Here is an 18,542-nt window from a genome sequence, read left to right on the forward strand (position 1 = left end):
AGAGAGAGCTTAGCCCACGGGTGGCCGTGCGCCGAAATCGGATTCCCGGAGGCGGTCGGCGCGGCGCCCCGTCGGCGCCCCGCCGGCGGTCAGCGGTCGCGGAAGAAGGCGGTGAGCTCGGCCGCGCACTCGGCCTCCAGGACCCCGGTGATCACCTCGGGGCGGTGGTTGAGACGTCGGTCACGGACCACGTCCCAGAGGGAGCCGACGGCGCCGGCCTTGGCGTCGCGGGCGCCGTAGACGACCCGGTCCACCCGGGAGAGCACGATCGCGCCGGCGCACATCGTGCAGGGTTCGAGGGTGACGACGAGGGTGCAGCCGGTCAGCCGCCACTCCCCGACGCCGCGCGCGGCCGCGCGCAGCGCGAGGACCTCGGCGTGGGCGGTCGGGTCGCCGGTGGCCTCGCGCTCGTTGTGGCCGGTGCCCAGGACCGTGCCGTCCGCGGACAGCACGACGGCGCCCACCGGGACGTCACCGGTCCCGGGGGCGCGGGCGGCCTCCTCCAGCGCCCGCCGCATCGGCGCGAGCCAGGGGTCGCGCAGAGGGTCGGGCGCCGGTACCGGGGAGGCGCCGGTGTGCGGAACGAGATCTGCCATGTCACCAGTGTCGGTGACGGCCGCCCAGGGGGCGGTGGCGCTACCGCACGGCCTCCAGGAGGTCCGAGCAGCCGAGGGCCTCGGCGATCTCGCCGACCGCGTCGCCCTCCAGTGCCAGCAGGTCCTTCTCGCCGACGCCGAAGTCCTCCAGGAGACGGGCGTCGCCGAGCGGGCCGTGCGGGACGGAGATGCCCGCCGAGCCGTCCGTCTCGTCCTCGTCCCTGTCGGGTTCGCCGTCCTCCGTGCCGTCCAGGTCGAGCGCGTCCAGATCGTCCGCGTCGAGGTCGTCGCGGCCGAGCAGTTCGTCGGTCAGCATCGCACCGTACGAGCTGCGCGCGGCGACGGCGGCGTTCGAGAGGAAGACGCGGGGGTCGTCCTCACCGTCCACCCGGACGACGCCGAACCAGGCGTCCTCCTGCTCGATGAGCGCCACCACCGTGTCGTCCTCGACCGCAGCCTCTCGGGCCAGGTCGGCCAGATCGGCCAGGGTCTCCACATTGTCGAGCTCCGTATCGCTCGCTTCCCACCCGTCTTCGGTGCGCGCGAGCAGTGCGGCGAAGTACACCGTGACTCTCCCACTGGTCATAGGCGTGCCGGCCGGGGCGGGGCGGCGCTGCACGCCGTTGGTCCCGCCCCTTTCGGAATCGTGGCAGAAACATGGCGTTCGCGCGCCGTCTTCGGCGCTGCGTCGTGCGGAGGTTGTGCGAGATGTCGCTCACGTGCCGCAGTGCGGGCGGGTGCGCGGGCGTGTGCGCGGCGTGGTTCCGCTACCAGCGGAACTCGCTCTGCTACCAGCGGAACGTGCGCATCCGCATGGCCTGGCGCATCCGCTCGGCCCGTACCCGGCGCGGCTGGACCCGGTTCCGCAGCTCCTTGGCCTCGTGCAGTTCACGCAGGAACTGCGCTCGGCGCCGTCGGCGCGCCGCCTCGCTCTGGGCGTCGGCCTCCGCTCCCGGGCCGCCCGGCCCGTCGGAGACGGCCTCGTCCCTGTCGTGGGTCCGTTTGCGGTCGGGCACGCTGCACACCACCTCGGGCGCGATCTTCGCCGCATGACCGGACGGCCAATCGGGCGTACCTGCCCACTTTCCCTCGCTCCGGCGGTTTGATGCCACCGGGCCGCGTCGCCGCGGGCCGGCGGCCGGGCGCTGCACGGCGGGCGCCGGCGGTCTCCGGCTCGGCTACTGTCGATGTCATGCGGATCCACGTCGTCGACCACCCGCTGGTGGCGCACAAACTCACCACACTGCGCGACAAGCGCACCGACTCCCCCACCTTCCGGCGGCTCGCCGACGAGCTGGTCACCCTGCTCGCGTACGAGGCCACCCGGGACGTGCGCACCGAGCAGGTCGACATCGAGACCCCGGTGACGGCGACCACCGGCGTGCGGCTGTCGCACCCCCGCCCCATGGTCGTCCCGATCCTGCGGGCCGGTCTGGGCATGCTGGACGGCATGGTCCGGCTGCTGCCCACCGCCGAGGTCGGCTTCATGGGCATGGTCCGCAACGAGCAGACCTACGAGGCGCACACGTACGCCACGCGGATGCCCGACGACCTCTCGGGTCGCCAGGTGTACGTCGTCGACCCGATGCTCGCCACCGGCGGCACGCTGGTCGCGGCGATCCGCGAACTGATCAAGCGCGGCGCGGACGACGTCACCGCGATCTGCCTGCTGGCCGCCCCCGAGGGCGTCGCGGTCATGGAGAAGGAACTGGCCGGCACCCCGGTGACCGTGGTCACCGCCGCGGTCGACGAGCGCCTCAACGCGGACCGCTACATCGTCCCGGGCCTCGGCGACGCGGGCGACCGGATGTACGGCACCGCCGGCTGATCGAGGCCCTGGATCCTGGTTGATCCTGATTGGTCCTGGTTGATCACGTCGCCCCGCCGAGTCGTCGCTCGGCGGGGCGACGTGATCTGGACGGGGCGGCATGCTCTCGGTGGGGCGCTGTGTTCTCGGTGGGCGGCCGCCGGGCCGCGCCGAGCGCTGCGGGAGGGTCCGAGTGCTGCGGGATGGTGCGAGCGACCCGTCAGCGGCACCGACGGGCGTTGAGCCGGGCGGCCTGGCGCGTCAGGTGGTCCCGCTCGGCGAGGTTGGGTGCCTTGTGGGCCGCCTCGGCGTACAGCCGTGCCGCCGTCGCCAGGTCGCCGTCGCGCTCGTGGAGGTACGCCGCCACCGCGGCGTGGCGGGGCAGCGAGGCGTCGTTCAGCGCCGCGAGCGCCGCCAGCCCGGCGCGCGGTCCGTCGGCCTCGCCGACGGCGACCGCGCGGTTGAGCCGGACGACCGGGCTGTCGGTCAGGCGCGTGAGCTCGTCGTACCACTCGACGATCTGCACCCAGTCGGTCTCCTCGGCGGTGGGCGCGTCGGCGTGGAGGGCCGCGATGGCGGCCTGGGCCTGGAACTCGCCCAGTTGGTCACGGGCGAGGGCCGCCTGAAGGATCTCGACGCCCTCGGCGATCGACGCGGTGTCCCACCGGCCGCGGTCCTGTTCGGCGAGCGGCACCAGGCTGCCGTCGGGCGCGGTCCGGGCGGCGCGCCGGGCGTGGTGGAGCAGCATGAGGGCGAGCAGCCCGGCCGCCTCGGGGTGGTCGATCGCGGCCGCGAGCTGCCGGGTGAGCCGGATGGCCTCGGCGGCGAGGTCGACGTCGCCGGAGTAGCCCTCGTTGAAGACCAGGTACAGGACGCGCAGCACGGTGGCGACGTCGCCGGGCTGGTCGAGACGCACCCCGGAGACGGTGCGCTTGGCCCGGCTGATCCGCTGCGCCATGGTCGCCTCGGGAACCAGGTAGGCCTGGGCGATCTGGCGGGTGGTCAGTCCGCCGACGGCGCGCAGTGTGAGCGCGACCGCGGACGACGGCGTCAGCGACGGGTGGGCGCACAGGAAGTAGAGCTGGAGCGTGTCGTCGACCGCGGGCGCGGGCCCGGGCGCCGGTTCCTCGCCGGTGAGGTCCTCACGCCGGCGGCGGGCGGTGTCCGCCCGGGTCGCGTCGAGGAACCGGCGCCAGGCCACGGTGACCAGCCAGCCCTTCGCATCGCGCGGAGGGTCGGCCGGCCAGACGCGCAGTGCCTCGATGAGCGCGTCCTGCACGGCGTCCTCGGCCGCCGCGAAGTCGGCTCCGCGGCGGACGAGGACGGCGAGCACGCTCGGCGTGAGGCTCCTCAGCAGGACCTCGTTCATCGATGAGGTCACTCCGTGGCGGTGCAGTGCTCGTGCCCGCCGAGGAACGGGCGCAGTTCGAGCCACTCGTGGATCGGCTTCCCGCCGGCCCCGGGGGCGGCCGACAGCTCCCCGGCCAGCTCGACGGCGCGCTCGTGGCTGTCGACGTCGATCACCATCCAGCCGGCGATGAGGTCCTTGGTCTCGGCGAACGGGCCGTCGGTGACCGGTGGGCGTCCCTCGCCGTCGTACCGGACCCACGTCCCCTCGGGGGCGAGCGCCTGCCCGTCGACGAACTCACCGGTCTTCTCCAGCCGGGCCGCGAAGTCCTGCATGTACTGCACGTGCGCCGAGATCTCCTCGGGCGTCCACTGGTCCATGGGCACGTCGTTGACCGCAGCCGGAGCGCCGCGGTAGTGCTTGAGCAGCAAGTACTTGGCCATGGTGCTTCTCCTCGGTGCTGGTGCGACCCATTGTGGTCGCGTTCACCTCGGGGACGGAGCCGGTCATGGGTTCTCGACATCGCCGTCCGAATTTTTTTGGCTCTGGTGTGGGCCCTCGTGGATGGGCCCGGATGGGCTCGGGTGTGATCGGACGCCGGGGAACGCGTGGTGCGGGGGCCGCAGGTGCGGGGTCAGCACCGGGTGTCGGTCGAGGGAGCCGGTGCCGGGTGGGTCAGCAGGGCCAGGGACTTGGCGGCGGCCTGGGGGGTGGCCAGGGACTTGAAGGCGTCGCCGATGATCAGGTCGAGGTCGGCGCCCTTGCGGGTGTCGGTCTTCTGGTCGACGCCGGCGATCTGGGTGGCCAGGACCTTCAGCGGGCCTTCGGTGGCGGCCGCGGGGCCGAGCAGTATCCCGACGCCCTTGATCTTCTTGTCGTAGGCGGCCGGGGCGTTGCCCACCTTGCCGATCTTGAAGCCGCGCTTCTGGAGCTCGTCGGCGGTGCGCTTGGCGAGGCCGGAGTGCTGGGTGGCGTTGAACACGTTGACGGTCAGGGTGCCGGGGGCGGGCGGCTTCTGCACGGCGGGTGCGGCCGGTGCCGCGGCCTCCTTGGCGCCGTCCGGGCAGTGCTTCTTGTCCTGGGCGGCCTGAGCGGTGCTGCCCCCACCACCGAAGACGTCGATGAGCTGCAAGGTGCCCCAGCCGACCAGGCCGAGGGCGCAGACGGTGGCGAGGATGGTGAGGACGATCCGGCGACGGTGTCGGGGACGGCGCATCCGCGGGTACCTGTCGCCCGTGATGCGGTACTTCTTACCGCCCATGCCTGGGGGCGTCAGCATGCTCATGGCCGCAGCGTAGTGCGGGTGACACGCCATGCCTACTAGATGATCAACGCGTGGCGCGAGAGCCAACCCAAAAGGGTCAATTCGGGCGGGGCGGGTTGGGGTGAGTTGGGTGGTGCGCAGGGGTTTGCGGCCCTTGGTGCGGGAGTTGCGCGGGCTCAGTCCAGTTCGAGCACGCGGGCGTGCAGCACCTGGCGCTGCTGGAGCGCGGCGCGCACCGCGCGGTGCAGCCCGTCCTCCAGATACAGGTCGCCACCCCACTTCACGACGTGCGCGAAGAGGTCGCCGTAGAACGTCGAGTCCTCGGCGAGCAGCGTTTCGAGATCGAGCTGCTGCTTCGTGGTCACCAACTGGTCGAGGCGTACCGGGCGCGGGGCGACGTCCGCCCACTGGCGGGTGCTCTCCCGGCCGTGGTCGGGGTACGGCCGCCCATTTCCGATGCGCTTGAAGATCACACGGAAAGCCTACCGGGCGAGCGGCACCGGGCGCAGCCATGCCGCAGCGGCGCAAAGGGATCATTGGCCGCAAATTCGGATCTTTGGCGGAGGAAGGGCCAGGTGACGAAGGCCGCACGCGACTGGCGGCTCCCCGCGTGTCGCGCCCGGCGAATCACCACATACGGGCGGCCAACAGGCTCGGCAGCCAGTACGTGACCCGGGCCCCGTGCGGGTCCACTCGCACCGGGGCCCGGTCGTCCAGGCCGACCTGGACGGGGGCGGCGTGCTCGGCCAGCGCCACGCCGAACTGGGAGACCGGCCGGCCCTTGCCGGTCGACCCGCCGGGCGCCCGGGTGATGATCGTCGCGTAGGCGGTGGCGTTCGGTGCCAGTCTGAGCACGGAGCGCTCCTGACTGGCCCCGATCGCCGGGACGGCGGGCTGACGGCCCTCGCCGAACCGCAGCAGAGGGTGGCGCGGGGCGGCGAAGTCGCAGGTGCGGTCGGAGTAGTTGGTGACGGTGAGCAGCATCCGGTGCGCCCGGTGCGGCAGCGCGCCGGCGTGGAACCTGAGCATCTCGGCGGTGCAGGCGACCCGGCCGCCCCGGGCCCGGGGCGGTCCGCCGCCGTCCGTCGGCGCGGGCGAGGCGGGCGCCGGCGAAACGGCCGTCGCCGGGTCGTCGGGGCGGGCGCCGCCGGTGCCGCGGCAGCCGGCGACCAGTACCAGCGCCGCGGTCGCGGTCAGACCTGCGGCGAGGGCCCGGCGGGCGGTGGTGGTGCGGAAGGCTGGCATGGCGGGCTCTCCCGGGACGGCGACGTGTACACGACCTTCGGTGCGGGCGCTGGTGATCGGCTAACGCGCGGCTAACGCGTAGCGGGCGCGCACCGGGAAGCGGCCGCGGCCGGAGGGGAACCTGACGAAAGTCGGGGGGCGGACCTGTCGGACGGCGGCAGCGGCGGGGGTCCGGCCGTCCCTAGCGTCCTTATACGCATCGACCGGTGCGTACGAGGACGCAGGGGACGACGAGGGGAGCGCACGGTGCGCGGTCTGAGGGAACGCAGCAGGGCGGGGGACGGTACGGCGGCGGGGGACGGTACGGCGGCGGGGGACGGCACCCCGGCGGGGGACGGCACCCCGGCGGGGAAGCGGGGGGCGCGCGGGCGGTCGCCCGGACGCTGGTTGTGGTCGGTGGGCACCGTGCTGATGGTCCTCGCCGTCCACAGCAACTGGCATGTGGCGCCGGCCGCCTGGCTGTTCCCGGTCTTCCTGCTGCGCTATGCGCGGCTGCGGCCGGCCCGTCGGGGGCTGCTGAGGGTCGGATACGCGGCGGGGCTGGCCCAGTTGGCGTGGGCGCTCTCGACCGGGATGGCGTTCGTGCCGGCCGTGCTGGCGCTGTTCGCGGTGCTCGCGGCGGTGCAGACGCTGCCGTTCGCCGCCGACCGGCTGATCGCGGCGCGCACCGGCTCGGCGGCCTCGACGCTGGTCTTCCCGGTGGTGCTGGTCTGCGGTGAGTACCTCTTCGCCCGGCTCGCCGACTTCGGCGACTTCGGGGTGCTCGGGTTCACCCAGCACGATGTCCTGCCGCTGCTCCAGCTCGCCTCCGTCACCGGCGTGTACGGCATCAGCTTCGTGGTGGCGTGGACCGCGTCGGTGGCGCACTGGGCCTGGCAGCGCGGCTTCCGGTGGTCGGAGATCCGGCGCGGCGCACTGGTGTGGGCCGGGGTGCTGGCCCTGGTCCTGGGAGCGGGCGGGGTCCGGCTGCTGTGCTTCGCGCCGACGACCACGACCGTACGGGTCGCCGGCGTCAGCGCCGGCCGGGCCGCGGAACGCGCTGCCCAACGGGCGCTGGCGGAGGCCGTCGTGGCGTCGTGGCGGCCGCAGAACGTCGTGCGGGCCGCGCCCGGCCCGGTGCGTAGGGCGCTGGCCCCGGTCACCGACGACCTGGTGGCATCCACCGACCGGGAGGCGCGGGCCGGTGCGCGGATCGTGGTGTGGCCGGAGACCCAGGCCGGGGTGCTCGCGGCCGATCAGCCGCGGCTGCTCGCCCGGGTCGCCGCGATCGCCCGCGAGCGCCATGTCTACGTCGACGCCGCCTACGCCCTCTACGTCCCGCAGGCCCCCTACGTGCGGAACGTCGCCTCCCTGGTCACCCCGGAGGGGAAGGTCGCCTGGACGTACGACAAGACGCACCCCACCCCCATGGAGCCGATGCGGCCCGGCAACGGGAGCGTGCCGGTGATCGCTTCGCCGTACGGGCGGTTGGCGACGGTGATCTGCTACGACGCAGACTTCCCCGCTGTGATGCGGCAGGCGGCCGACAAGGGCGCCGGCCTGGTCATGGTGCCGGCCAACGACTGGCCGGGCTTCGGGTCGCTGCACGCCCAGCGGGCGGTCCTGCGGTCCGTCGAGTACGGCTACGCCATGGTTCGGCAGTCCGTGCACGGGGTCGCCACGGTGGTGGACCACCAGGGCCGGGTCCGGGCCCAGGCGGACTACTTCACCGCGGACCGGCAGACGCTGGTGGCCCAACTGCCGGTGCAGCCGCGGACGGCGACGGTGTACGCGCGCACCGGCGACCTGTTCGGGTGGGCGTGTGTGGCCGGGACGCTGGTCACGGTGGTGCTCGGGCTGCGTGCCCGCCGCGGGCCGTCCCGGCCCCCGCAGGCCGCCGTCAACCACCCGCAGGCGTAGGCGAGGAGCTCGCCGCGGGAGGCGCCGACGCCGTGGACCCCGGCCGGGCGGTGTCGGTGGGCGTTCCGCCGGGCCGCTCGGTCGGACGGGCCGTGGGGGTGGCCGTGGGCGCGTGCCGGGGCCGGCGTTCCGGGTCGGCGCCCGGTGTCCGCGCGCCGGACGGTCCGACGCTCCGGTCGGGGCCCTCCGACGGCCTGCTCGGGGTCGGTTCGGGGGTCCGGCCGGGGTGGCGCGGGGACGGGGAGGGGACGACCGGGCTCGGCGGCGTCGCGGGCCGCACGGGCCGGTCCGCCGGCCCGTCGTCCCGGGTGCTCACCAGATGGCCGAGCGCGATGGCCGCGGCCGCGGCGGCAGCGGCCAGCGGCAGCCCGAACCGGCGCAGTCGGAGCGGCTGTTGGCCGGGCGCCCGGCCACGGCGGCGCGGCTGCGGCCCGGGGGGCGCGGCCGGCCGCAGGTCCCGGATGTCGATGCTCTCGGCGCGGGCCGTGAGGGCCCGCCGCAGCCGCTCCTCGACCGGCCGCTGTCCGGGCGGTGTCGCGGGGCCGTTCATGACCGCGCCTCCAAGATCTTCTCCAACGAGTCCAGGGCGCGGCTGGCGAGGGACTTCACCGAGCCGCGGCTGATGCCCAGCGTGGCGGCGATCTGGGCCTCCGTCAGATCGCCCCAGTAGCGCAGCACGAGGACCTCCCGACGGCGCGCGGTCAGCCCGTTCAGCGCGGCCAGCACCTCGCGGTGCTCCTCGTCCAGCACGATCCGCTCCTCGGCGGACGGGGCGTCCACCTCGTACGGCGGGGTGTAGTCGCGTGCGGTGCGTCGGCGGCGCAGCACCGAGCGGGCGGCGTTGACGACCGCGGTGCGCAGGTAGGCGAGTGCGTTGTCGACGTCGTCCAGCCGGTCGCCGTGGCGCTTGTAGAGGGCGGCGAAGGCGTCCTGGACCACGTCCTCGGCGGTGGCGCGGTCGTCGACGAGCAGGACGGCCAGCCGGACCATGGCGAGCCGGTGTGCGTGGTACAGCTCGCTGATCGTCGGCCGGGGTTCGGGCGGCGGACCGGCCCCGGCACCGTCCGGCAACTCGCCCCGACCGTCGCCCGGTTGACCGTGGACGAGGTGGAGGGGTGGGCGGCCGGGGCGGTGGGGTGCCTCGCGGTGGGCGGCGGCCGTCGGGCGGACGGTGCGCAGCAGCCACCGCCACAGGGCGTGCCGGGGCCCCGGCAGGGCGAACCGTACCGGGGCGACGTGCGGGCCGGCGGAGTACTCCATCGCTTCCTCGGGCGGGCGGGCCGGTGGTGGCTCAGCCGCGCTTGCGACGGACCGCGTAGACGGCGCCGCCACCCGCGGCGATCAGCGCGGCGGCGCTGCCGCCCAGGGCCAACGTGGTGGCGGAGGAGGCACCGGTGTGCGCGAGTTGCTTGCCGCGGCCGCGCGCGGGTGGCGTGCTCGGCTCGGCGCTCGGGCGGGGCGCGGCGGTGCTCGGCTGCGGGCCCGGCAGCGTGGGCGAGGCGCTCGGCCGGGGGTCGCCGGGCGAGCTGGGTCGGGCGGTGGGGACGGTGCTGGTGCTGGGGACGGGCGTCGGCTGCGCGGTGCTCTCGGACGGCCGCGGGGTGGGCGACGGGGTGGCGGAGTGCGGGGGCCGCGGCTGCGGCGAGCGGTCCGCGGCGTGCGCGGAACCGGCCGCCACCGCGGTGAGCGCCAGCGCCGCCAGCAGTCCGGCGCCGGCCGCACCGCGCAGACGGCGGCGGGCGGCGCGTGGCCGGGAGGGGCGGGGAGTGGTAGGGGCGTACGTCACGGTCGGCTGCTCCACGTTCGTCGGCGGGCGGCGCCTGATGGCGCCCTCACCCGTGACGACGTGCGGCGGGGGCCGGGGTTGCCGAGCGGGACGAAAAACTTCTCCGCGCCCGGCGGACCCCCCTCGACTCGGCGGAGCCCCTCGACCCCCTCGACCCGGCGGACTCCCCGCCCGGAGCGTGGCGGCGGCGGACCGCTCAGATCGTGGCCGCGTCGATCACGAACCGGTAGCGGACGTCGCTCGCCAGCACCCGCTCGTACGCCTCGTTGATCCGGTCCGCGCTGATCACCTCGATGTCCGCGGCCAGCCCGTGCTCACCACAGAAGTCCAGCATCTGCTGGGTCTCCGGGATGCCGCCGATCATCGAGCCGGCGAGCGACTTCCGCCCCGGGATCAGCGCGAACGGCGCGACCGGCAGCGGGCTCTCCGGGGCGCCCACCTGGACCAGGGTGCCGTCGGTGCGCAGCAGCCCGAGGTAGGCGTTGAGGTCCAGGTTGGCCGAGACGGTGTTGACGATCAGGTCGAAGGTGCCCGCCAGCGCCTCGAACGTGGCCGGGTCGGAGGTCGCGTGGTAGTGGTCCGCGCCCAGCCGCAGGCCGTCGTCCTTCTTGCGCAGAGACTGGCTCAGCACGGTGACCTCGGCACCCATCGCGTGCGCGATCTTCACGCCCATGTGACCGAGGCCGCCCAGCCCGACGATGGCCACCTTCTTGCCCGGGCCGGCCTTCCAGTGGGCCAGCGGCGAGTAGAGGGTGATGCCGGCGCACAGCAGCGGGGCCGCGGCGTCCAGCGGAATGCTGTCGGGGATGCGCAGGGCGTAGTTCTCGTCGACGACGAGGTGGGTGGAGTAGCCGCCGTACGTCGGCTCCCCGTCCCGGCCGGTCGCGTTGTACGTGCCGACGTTGCCGAGCTCGCCGGTGCAGTACTGCTCCAGGCCGGCCCGGCAGTTCTCGCACTCCCGGCAGGAGTCGACGAAGCAGCCGACGCCGACCCGGTCGCCCGCCGTGTAGCGGGTGACCTCGGCACCGACCTCGGCGACCACACCGGCGATCTCATGGCCGGGGACGATCGGGAAGTTCCCGCCGTCGCCCCACTCGGCGCGGACGGTGTGGATGTCGGAGTGGCAGATGCCGGCGTACTTGATCTCGATCAGGATGTCGTGGGCCCCGAGCTCCCGGCGCGGAATCGTGATCCGCTCCAGGGGTGCCTTCGGGGCGGGGGCGGCGTACGCGGAGACGGAGGTGTGGCTCATGCCAGGCAGCATCGGACGCGCCGTGGCGCCCAGCCAGTGCTCCCTTGAACATATGCACGCCGTGCCTGGTTCTGCCGGAACCAGGCTCCGTCCCGGACGCGGATCAGTGGAAGATCACCGACCGGAGCTTCAGCCGCTCCGAGGCCTGACCGTAGACGGCGCGGAGGGTGAAGCTGTCACCGGTGCAGTCGGGGCCGGTGAAGACCGTGGCGGCGGAGTCGGTGGCATTGCGGGGCGAGTGCGCGGGCGGCGCCTCGGGGGCGTCGACCTCCGGGAGGGTGAGGCACACCTGGCTGGGCGGGTCGGCGAGCTCGCCCATCTGCTGCGTACCGCTCGGGGCCCGGTACACGTAGGTGAAGGAGCCGGTGGCGGCCTCGGCCACGGCGGCGGGCAGGGTCAGCGCGAGCGCGAGCGCGCCGACGGTGGCGGCGACGGTGTGGCGAAGTCGCATGGGGAGGTTCCTTCCGTTCCGGTATCCGTGCGGAAGGTGGGCTGCCCAGGCGTGCGCCCGGTACGCCGCGCACGGCGCCCTGTCACGCGAAGGGGGACGGACGAATCGATCCGTCGAGCGTTGTACGAGTCGCCGGTGCGGTGACGGCGGGTGCCGGGGTCGGTGCCGGGGCCAGTGCCAGGGCGGGTGACGCCGGGGCGGCGGCCGGGACTGGGCGACGGCGGCAAGGCGCCCGGCTGCTACGGCTGTTGGGACACCGCCGTACGGGCCCGCAGTACGCCCGCGATCCGCGCGCACCAGTCGCGGGTCTCCCGCTCGAAGGCCAGTCCGCGCAGACAGGTCAGGTACGGGCCGATCCGTGCTCCGTGGGCCAGGAAGTCCGCCTCGTCGTGCTCACCGCGCAGCCGCGCCAGCAGCTTCTCGAAGATCTCGACCTTGGCCGCGGCGGTGCGGGCCCGCTCGTCGAGCTGCGCGATCACCGGTGTGGCGTCGATCCGGTCCACGGCCTGCACCTTGACCAGCAGATCGTCGCGGATGAAGGACGGCTTGGCGGTGGCCGCGGCAAACCGCTCCAGCTCGGCCAGCCCCTCGTCGGTGACGCGGAACAGCCGCTTGTTGGGGCGGGTCTCCTGGACCACCTGTCGGCCGGCGACCAGCCCCGCCGCCTCCAGCCCGGTCAGCTCGGCGTAGAGCTGCTGGGGCAGCGCATGCCAGAAGTTGGCGACGCCGACGTCGAATGCCTTCGCCAGCTGATAGCCGCTGTACTCGCCGTCCAGCAGCGCCGCCAGCACCGCGTGCTTGAGAGCCATGACCTCTTCCCATACTCAAGAATATGACTAATCATAGTCGCGACTATTCCGGATGGGCAGAGCGGAGCGGGGAGAGGGGAGACGTCATGGCGACGACCGTGGAGCGTTTCAAGGCGGCGGTGGAGGCGCGCGAACTCGACGCGGTGGAAGGGCTGTTGACCGAGGACGTCCGCCTCTACAGCCCGGTGAAGTTCACGCCCTTCGAGGGGCAGCCGATGGTGCTGGGGCTGTTCGGGGTGTTGCTGCGTACCTTCGAGGACTTCCGGTACGTCGGTGAGCTGGCCGGCAGCGCCGAGACGGCGGCCGGGGCGGACGGCGGCCGGGCCGACTCGGCGGTCCTGATCTTCCGGGCCACCGTGAACGGCAAGCAGATCCACGGCATCGACCTGCTTCAGTTCGACGAGGCGGGCCTGATCAAGGAGTTCACCGTGATGGTGCGCCCGCAGTCCGCGGTGCAGGCGCTGGGTGAGGCGGTGCTGTCCGGGCTGGTGGCGGACGGGCTGGTGCCGCAGTCGTAGGGGCGGGGCGCACGGGCCGGCCCCCGTGGGGCGCGTGGGGGCCGGCCGCTGAAGGATCAGTCGGTCACCGAGATCGCGGCGGCCGGGCAGATGGCCGCGGCCTCGCGCACCGCGTCGTGCAGCTCGGCCGGCGGCTCGGCGTCGAGGACGACGACGATGCCGTCCTCGTCGCGCTGGTCGAAGACGTCCGGCGCGGCCAGCACACAGCTTCCGGCGCCGCAGCACTTCTCCTGGTCGGCGTGAATGCGCATGGTTCTCCCAAGTGGTGCGTACAGAAAGGGCGGTGGGTGTTCGGGGCAGGGCGGGGCGGTTGCTGCCCCGGCGACCGGGCTACCAGGCTTGGCTACCAGGCGACCGGGAGCGCGTGCACCCCGTAGATCCCCATGTCGTGCCGGAACGGGACGTCCTCGAAGGGGACGTCGAGCCGCAGGTCCGGCAGTCGGCGCAGCAGCGTCTCGATGGCGATCTGTAGCTCCACGCGGGCGAGCGGCTGGCCCAGGCACTGGTGGACGCCGAAGCCGAAGGCGACATGGCGGCGGGCGTCGCGGGCGACGTCGAGGGCGTCGCCGTCGGCGAAGACCTCGTCGTCCCGGTTGGCGCTGTTGAGCGTGCACAGCACGCCCTCGCCGGCACGGATGGTCACGCCGCCCAGGGCGACGTCCTCGCTCGCGACCCGCGGGAGGCCGTTGTGGACGATCGTCAGATAGCGCAGCAACTCCTCCACGGCACCCTTGACCAGCGACGGTTCCGCGCGCAGCCGTGCCAGCTGGTCCGGGTTGCGCAGCAGGGCGAGCGTGGAGAGCGCGGTCATGTTCGCGGTGGTCTCGTGGCCCGCGACCAACAGCAGGCGCCCCATGGAGGCGATCTCCTCGGAGTCCAGTTCGCCGCGGGCGACGAGTCGGCTGACGATGCTGTCGTCCGGCTCCTGCCGCTTGGCTTCGGCGAGTCCGCTGAGGTAGTGCAGGAGCTCCGTCGAGGCGGTGCGTACCTCCTCGGGCGTCGAGCGGAGGCTGAGCAGGATCCGGCTGCGCTCCTGGAAGAACTCGTGGTCCTCGTACGGGACGCCGAGCAGCAGGCAGATCACCAGGGACGGCAGCGGCAGGGCGAACTCGGTGACCAGATCGGCCGCGTTGCGGCCCTCAGTCATCCGGTCGAGCAGATCGTCGGCGATGCGCTGCACCTCGGGGCGCATCGCCTCCACCTTCTTGATCATGAAGTCGGCGGTGAGCATACGGCGCAGCCGGGCGTGCTCGGGATCGTCCTGGCGGATGAAGGTCGGCCTCCCGGTGAGCAGTTCCCGGCTGCCGGCGGTGAGGAAGGGGAACCCTGGGCGGGTGGCGTCGGCGCTGAACCGCGGGTCGCCGAGGACCGCCCGTACGTCCTGATGCCGCGTCACCAGCCAGCAGGAGGAACCGTCCCACAGCGTGGCCCGGGTGATCGGGGCCTCCCGACGGGCCTGTTCGACGCCGGGTGCGGGGTCGAAGGGGCAGCCGCTGGCCCGCGCGGCCGGGATGGCGAGCGCCGGGCCGGCGGTGCGCTCCACGTCGGTACGTTGTGCAGTCGTCATTCGGCTGGTCCTTCCACGATCGGGACACGGCTCTGCCGTGGTAAACGGTGCGGGTGGCGCCATTCCTCGACGGGCTGCGTCGCGACGGACCACATCGCGACGGATCTCGTCACGACGGGTCAGCTGCGACGGATCGCGTCATGACGGGTCACGTCACGGCGGATCGCGTTGCGACGACGCTGCGAACAACCGCTGGCCGGCCGGCCAGCTTCGTAGCTAGTTACCTAAGTTAAGCAACTAAGCGGCACGCTAACTCACCCTGAACGAGGGAGGGAAGGGGCGTTCGGGGAGTGCGCGAGGTTGGCTCAAACCGAGCGCGGAGCGGTACGCAGGGTGCGCGGACGAGCACGGAACCGATGTTCCAAAGGGCCGCTAAAGTGCCTGCATGCCGGACCCCGGAAGAGACCAGGACCCCACCGCCGCACTGCAAAGAGTGCTGGCCACGCTGTCCTACCTGCTCACCCGCTCCCGGGCGCACGAACGCCAGGCGACCGCGGCGGGCGTCACCGCGGCACGGTCCGATCTCTGGCTACTGATGACCCTGGAGGAGTGCGGAGGCATCAGCCGGGTCGGTGATCTGGCCGCCATGCTGATGGTCGAGCCCCCTCATGTCACCCGCCAGATCAGCCAGTTGGCGGCCCAGGACCTCGTCGAGCGCACCCCCGACTCACTGGACCGCCGCGCCCGCCAGGTGGCGATCACCCCGCACGGCAGGGCCGTCCTCAAGCGCCTCCAGGAAACCGTCCAGGCCAGCCTCCACGAGGTCCTGGCCGGTTTCGACGATGCGGACATCGCCACCACCGTCGCGGTGCTCAACCACCTGGTCGCCTGGGCCCGGCACAAGCACGCCGAGGAAGACCGCGAGCAGGGGCGGGGCGAGTAGGGGGAGAGGGGGAACAGCGGAGGGCACGGCGGGGCGAGGGCCACGGCCCTCGCCCCGCCGTTGGGCGCATACGCCCGGGCCGGTGGCCGTTACTCGATCTCGACGCGGCCGCTGTGTCCCTGGCCGTTGGCCGAGGCGGAGCCGGTGGTCTTGTCGGCGTCGGCGGACTGTGCGCCGGGGGTGCCGAGGTTGCGGCGGACCGAGTCGAGGATGGTCAGGCCCTGCCCGACCAGGCCGGCGGCGATCTCGCCGAGGCCGTCGGTGCCGTTGAGGACGTTGACGTTGGCGTTGGCGAGGCCCGCCGAGGCCTCCTTGACGATCTGCGGGAGCTGGTCGATCAGCATCCGGTCCAGGGCCACCCGGTCGTACGAGGCGGCGGCCTCGGCCTGGATCTTCATCCGTTCGGCCTCGGCCATGGCGAGCAGCTTGATCCGCTCGGCCTCCGCCTCGGCGGGCTTGACGACCTCGGCCCTCAGCTCCTGCTGGCGCAGCAGGGCGCGTCGCTCGGCGAGCTCGGTCTGCGCCGCCAGGACCTCCTGCTGTGCATGGGCCTGGGCGAGCGGGCCGGCCTGGGCGGCGTGCGCCTGGGCGCGGTCCACCTCGGCGGAGTACTCGGCCTGCACCACCGCGGTCTGCCGGGAGTACTCGGCCTGATTGCGCGCCGCCTCCTGCTGCGCCTCGACGGAGGCCTGGGTGGCCTGGGCCTGGGCGATCTGGGCCTGTTGCTGGATGGCCGCCTTGTGCGGGGCGGACATCGCCTCGATGTAGCCGGTGTCGCCGTCGTCGATCGACTGGATCTGCAACGAGTCGACGATCAGGCCGATCTTGGCCATCTCGGTCTTGGAGGTCTCCAGGACCTCGGTGGCCAGCTTCTGCCGCTCGGTGACGATCTCCTCGACCGTCATCGAGCCGATGATGGACCGCAGATGACCGGCGAAGATCCGGCCGGTCAGGATCGACATCTGGTCCTGGTCGGACAGGAAGCGCTGACCGGCGTTGACGATGCTCTCGGTGTCGTTGCCGACCTTGAAGGCGATCACGGCACGCACCGTGAGCGCGATGCCCTGCCGGGTCACGCACTTCTCGGCGACCTCGGCCTCACACAGCGCCAGGGTCAGAAAGCGGACCTTGCGGAAGACCGGCAGCACGAACTTGCCGTGACCGGTCACCACTCGGAATGGCGCACCGCCCTGTCCACGCCTGCCTCCGGAGATCAGCATGGCTTGATCAGGGGCAGGGACGCGGTAACCGAACATCCTTCGTCTCCTCAACCAGCGTTGCCGGCATCCCCGGGCAACGCGTCCAACGGATCAGCCCACTCCATGACGTCGACCTGGCGGTTGCCACGGGACTCGATCACGAGCACGGCCGCCCCAACCGGAAGGGGCTCGGCGGACCAGGCGAGGAAGGCTTCGGTGCCACCCCTGACCCGCACCAGAACCTCACCGGGACCGGCAGCCCCGCGAGTGCCGATCAGCAGCACTCCCGTACAGCCGATCACGGCATCGTCCAGTGCCATCGGCGGCTGCCCTCCCCCCGTTACGTTCCTGGAAAACGACCATAGCGCTCCGACGAGCGGTGGCCTACGGGGGGATGTCGGCGAGTTGGGCAGCCGTCGCGCGGCGTCATTTTCGCGTCAAGAGGTGTCGGAAACTCTTGCCATGGACACGGCGAGGGGTGTGTCGGTGGGGGCAGTCCGTGGCGGTCCCGGCCGATGGGAGTCAGTTTGCAGTGGCCCCTGGGGCGTGCAGCGTGTCGAGGGCGGCGAGGACGTGGGACGGTTCGGCGCGGGTGGTGTAGTCGGTGTCTATGAACGCCCACCGGATGGTGGCGTCACGGTCGATGACGTAGGTGGCCGGCAGGGGCAGGGTGCGCGGATGACCGCCGTTGACACGTTGCAGGTCGAAGCCGAAGGAGTCGTAGAGCGCGGCCAGGTCGTCGGGCAGGTCGAACGCGAGGCCGTACTGCTTCGCGGTGTCCGAGCCGAGGTCGCTGAGGACGTCGAAGGCAAGGGAGAGCTTCTCGGCCAGGGTGAGGGACTCGTCGGGGATCTGCGGGGAGACCGCCACCAGCTGGGCGCCGCGGGAGGTGATCCCGTCGTGGTGCTGCTGGAGCGCACGCAGGGCCAGATTGCAGTACGGGCACCAGGCGCCACGGTAGAAGGTGAGGACGACGGGGCCGGCGGACAGCAGGGCAGCGAGGGATATGGGCCTGCCCGTTGCTGACGGGAGGCTGAAGTGGGGTGCGGTGTCCCCTACTTGAAGGGCGCGGGCGGCCTGGCCCGAGGCGGCGAGGTCGCGGCCGGCGCGCTCCATCACCTCGCGTGCGGCGGCCGGGATCTCGGGGTAGCGGGAGCGGAAGAAGGCAGTGAGTTCGTCGGTGAGGCTCATTGCGGTGGTTGCTCCTGGGGTGAGGGTGGTTGCTCCTGGGGCGGAGGCGAGTGCTCCAGGAGTGAAGGTGAACGCTCCAGGGGTGACGGTGCGGGGTGTGCGCGCAGCGGGCCGAGGGCGGCGGTCACCGTGTCGGTCAGCGACCGGGCGTCAGCACCGGCGCGGGACCTCAGGTTGACGCCGTACGCAAGGGTCGCCAGCACCGCCGCGGCGTCGTCGAGATCGGTGGACGGCTGGAGCTGCCCCAGGCCGGCGGCGGTGGCCAGGGCGGTGCGCATGGCCGACTGGAGTGTGCTGTGGTGCTCTTCGAGCAGGGTGCGGATGCCGGGGTCGGCACATTCGGGGCCGGCATAGGCATTGGTGACCATGCAACCCCAGCCGGCGACCGGGCCGGAGCACCGCACGTCGATCAGTCCGCCGAAGAACTCTTCGATGGCGGTCAGCCCCGAGCCGGCCGAGGACAGCTGGGCGAAGGCCGGCACCGAGTGCTGATCTATGTAGCGACCGAGCGCGGCGGTGTAGAGGCCGTCCTTGTTCCCGAACGTTGCGTAGAGGCTGGACCGGCTCACTCCGGTCGCGGTCACCAGCGCCTGTATTCCGGTCGTGGGCAGTCCCTGGCGCCAGAAGATCTGGATGGCGTCGTCGAGCACGACGTCGGGGTTGAAGTGCTTGATGTCCGGCATGGCGGGGCTACTCCTTTCGCGGTGCGCGCTCCCACCGCATCTTG

24 protein-coding genes are annotated in these 18,542 nt (G+C 72.8%); 4 read left to right on the forward strand and 20 right to left on the reverse strand.

Annotated features, from left to right (window positions below; translation table 11 throughout):
- Positions 1–89 precede the first annotated feature (89 nt).
- From tadA to AB0C96_RS00555, 3 genes are all read right to left on the reverse strand, one after another.
- Positions 90–596, reverse strand: coding sequence for a tRNA adenosine(34) deaminase TadA (gene tadA / locus AB0C96_RS00545; RefSeq protein ID WP_362912136.1), 507 nt, complete (start codon positions 594–596; stop codon positions 90–92).
- A 40-nt stretch (positions 597–636) separates the two neighbouring features.
- Positions 637–1,161, reverse strand: a complete 525-nt coding sequence (locus AB0C96_RS00550) for a hypothetical protein (protein ID WP_362912138.1) — start codon at positions 1,159–1,161, stop codon at positions 637–639.
- Between the two features lie 223 nt (positions 1,162–1,384).
- A complete protein-coding gene (locus tag AB0C96_RS00555) occupies positions 1,385–1,612 on the reverse strand; it encodes a hypothetical protein (RefSeq protein WP_362912140.1) in 228 nt (75 codons plus the stop codon).
- 176 nt (positions 1,613–1,788) lie between these two features.
- On the opposite strand from AB0C96_RS00555, the gene upp reads away from it, so the two are divergent.
- Positions 1,789–2,424 (forward strand): uracil phosphoribosyltransferase, encoded by a 636-nt coding sequence (gene upp / locus AB0C96_RS00560; RefSeq protein WP_362912142.1) that lies wholly within the window; start codon positions 1,789–1,791, stop codon positions 2,422–2,424.
- A gap of 199 nt (positions 2,425–2,623) precedes the next feature.
- Here the strand turns inward: upp and AB0C96_RS00565 are convergent, their stop codons facing one another.
- The 5 genes from AB0C96_RS00565 to AB0C96_RS00585 form a co-directional block, all read right to left on the reverse strand.
- Entirely contained in the window at positions 2,624–3,772 is a 1,149-nt protein-coding gene (locus AB0C96_RS00565; RefSeq protein WP_362912144.1) for a DUF6596 domain-containing protein, read from the reverse strand.
- Positions 3,773–3,780: 8 nt separating this feature from the next.
- Entirely contained in the window at positions 3,781–4,194 is a 414-nt protein-coding gene (locus AB0C96_RS00570; RefSeq protein ID WP_362912146.1) for a YciI family protein, read from the reverse strand.
- Between the two features lie 191 nt (positions 4,195–4,385).
- The gene (locus AB0C96_RS00575) at positions 4,386–5,036 is read right to left on the reverse strand and encodes a LytR C-terminal domain-containing protein (RefSeq protein WP_362912148.1); all 651 of its coding nucleotides are present in this window, start codon (positions 5,034–5,036) and stop codon (positions 4,386–4,388) included.
- A 155-nt stretch (positions 5,037–5,191) separates the two neighbouring features.
- Positions 5,192–5,488: a type II toxin-antitoxin system VapB family antitoxin gene (locus tag AB0C96_RS00580; RefSeq protein WP_362912149.1), complete on the reverse strand. Its 297-nt coding sequence runs from the start codon at positions 5,486–5,488 to the stop codon at positions 5,192–5,194.
- 154 nt (positions 5,489–5,642) lie between these two features.
- A complete protein-coding gene (locus AB0C96_RS00585; RefSeq protein ID WP_362912150.1) occupies positions 5,643–6,260 on the reverse strand; it encodes a DUF4232 domain-containing protein in 618 nt (205 codons plus the stop codon).
- 246 nt (positions 6,261–6,506) lie between these two features.
- On the opposite strand from AB0C96_RS00585, the gene AB0C96_RS00590 reads away from it, so the two are divergent.
- Positions 6,507–8,159, forward strand: a complete 1,653-nt coding sequence (locus AB0C96_RS00590) for a nitrilase-related carbon-nitrogen hydrolase (RefSeq protein WP_362912151.1) — start codon at positions 6,507–6,509, stop codon at positions 8,157–8,159.
- Here the strand turns inward: AB0C96_RS00590 and AB0C96_RS00595 are convergent.
- From AB0C96_RS00595 to AB0C96_RS00620, 6 genes are all read right to left on the reverse strand, one after another.
- Positions 8,140–8,709, reverse strand: coding sequence for a hypothetical protein (locus AB0C96_RS00595; RefSeq protein ID WP_362912152.1), 570 nt, complete (start codon positions 8,707–8,709; stop codon positions 8,140–8,142). The genes AB0C96_RS00590 and AB0C96_RS00595 overlap by 20 nt on opposite strands.
- The gene (locus AB0C96_RS00600; protein ID WP_362912153.1) at positions 8,706–9,419 is read right to left on the reverse strand and encodes a SigE family RNA polymerase sigma factor; all 714 of its coding nucleotides are present in this window, start codon (positions 9,417–9,419) and stop codon (positions 8,706–8,708) included. The genes AB0C96_RS00595 and AB0C96_RS00600 overlap by 4 nt, the downstream gene beginning before the upstream one ends.
- A 31-nt stretch (positions 9,420–9,450) precedes the next feature.
- On the reverse strand, positions 9,451–9,945 hold the full coding sequence (locus tag AB0C96_RS00605; protein WP_362912154.1) for an LAETG motif-containing sortase-dependent surface protein: 495 nt from the start codon (positions 9,943–9,945) through the stop codon (positions 9,451–9,453).
- 196 nt (positions 9,946–10,141) lie between these two features.
- The gene (locus AB0C96_RS00610) at positions 10,142–11,197 is read right to left on the reverse strand and encodes an NAD(P)-dependent alcohol dehydrogenase (protein ID WP_362912155.1); all 1,056 of its coding nucleotides are present in this window, start codon (positions 11,195–11,197) and stop codon (positions 10,142–10,144) included.
- A gap of 103 nt (positions 11,198–11,300) precedes the next feature.
- Positions 11,301–11,648, reverse strand: coding sequence for a hypothetical protein (locus tag AB0C96_RS00615; protein ID WP_362912156.1), 348 nt, complete (start codon positions 11,646–11,648; stop codon positions 11,301–11,303).
- A gap of 239 nt (positions 11,649–11,887) precedes the next feature.
- Complete coding sequence (locus tag AB0C96_RS00620; protein WP_362912157.1) at positions 11,888–12,457, reverse strand: PadR family transcriptional regulator; 570 nt, start codon at positions 12,455–12,457, stop codon at positions 11,888–11,890.
- 86 nt (positions 12,458–12,543) lie between these two features.
- Between AB0C96_RS00620 and AB0C96_RS00625 the strand changes: the two genes are divergently transcribed.
- A complete protein-coding gene (locus tag AB0C96_RS00625; protein ID WP_362912158.1) occupies positions 12,544–12,975 on the forward strand; it encodes a nuclear transport factor 2 family protein in 432 nt (143 codons plus the stop codon).
- A 56-nt stretch (positions 12,976–13,031) separates the two neighbouring features.
- On the opposite strand, the gene AB0C96_RS00630 is transcribed toward AB0C96_RS00625, so the two are convergent.
- The gene (locus tag AB0C96_RS00630; RefSeq protein ID WP_362912160.1) at positions 13,032–13,226 is read right to left on the reverse strand and encodes a ferredoxin; all 195 of its coding nucleotides are present in this window, start codon (positions 13,224–13,226) and stop codon (positions 13,032–13,034) included.
- Between the two features lie 92 nt (positions 13,227–13,318).
- A complete protein-coding gene (locus AB0C96_RS00635; RefSeq protein WP_362912162.1) occupies positions 13,319–14,542 on the reverse strand; it encodes a cytochrome P450 in 1,224 nt (407 codons plus the stop codon).
- A 385-nt stretch (positions 14,543–14,927) separates the two neighbouring features.
- On the opposite strand from AB0C96_RS00635, the gene AB0C96_RS00640 reads away from it, so the two are divergent.
- Positions 14,928–15,425: a MarR family transcriptional regulator gene (locus AB0C96_RS00640; protein WP_362912164.1), complete on the forward strand. Its 498-nt coding sequence runs from the start codon at positions 14,928–14,930 to the stop codon at positions 15,423–15,425.
- Positions 15,426–15,514: 89 nt separating this feature from the next.
- Here AB0C96_RS00640 and AB0C96_RS00645 read toward each other — a convergent pair whose 3' ends face one another.
- From AB0C96_RS00645 to AB0C96_RS00660, 4 genes are all read right to left on the reverse strand, one after another.
- Positions 15,515–16,681 (reverse strand): SPFH domain-containing protein, encoded by a 1,167-nt coding sequence (locus AB0C96_RS00645; protein ID WP_362912166.1) that lies wholly within the window; start codon positions 16,679–16,681, stop codon positions 15,515–15,517.
- An 11-nt stretch (positions 16,682–16,692) separates the two neighbouring features.
- Entirely contained in the window at positions 16,693–16,944 is a 252-nt protein-coding gene (locus tag AB0C96_RS00650) for a hypothetical protein (protein ID WP_362912167.1), read from the reverse strand.
- Positions 16,945–17,146: 202 nt separating this feature from the next.
- Positions 17,147–17,815, reverse strand: coding sequence for a peroxiredoxin-like family protein (locus AB0C96_RS00655; RefSeq protein WP_362912169.1), 669 nt, complete (start codon positions 17,813–17,815; stop codon positions 17,147–17,149).
- Positions 17,812–18,498, reverse strand: a complete 687-nt coding sequence (locus AB0C96_RS00660; RefSeq protein ID WP_362912170.1) for a TetR/AcrR family transcriptional regulator — start codon at positions 18,496–18,498, stop codon at positions 17,812–17,814. Before AB0C96_RS00660 ends, AB0C96_RS00655 begins: the two co-directional genes overlap by 4 nt.
- Positions 18,499–18,542: the final 44 nt, after the last annotated feature.

This window comes from Streptomyces sp. NPDC048506 (assembly GCF_040651315.1).
Taxonomy (GTDB): Bacteria; Actinomycetota; Actinomycetes; order Streptomycetales; family Streptomycetaceae; genus Streptomyces.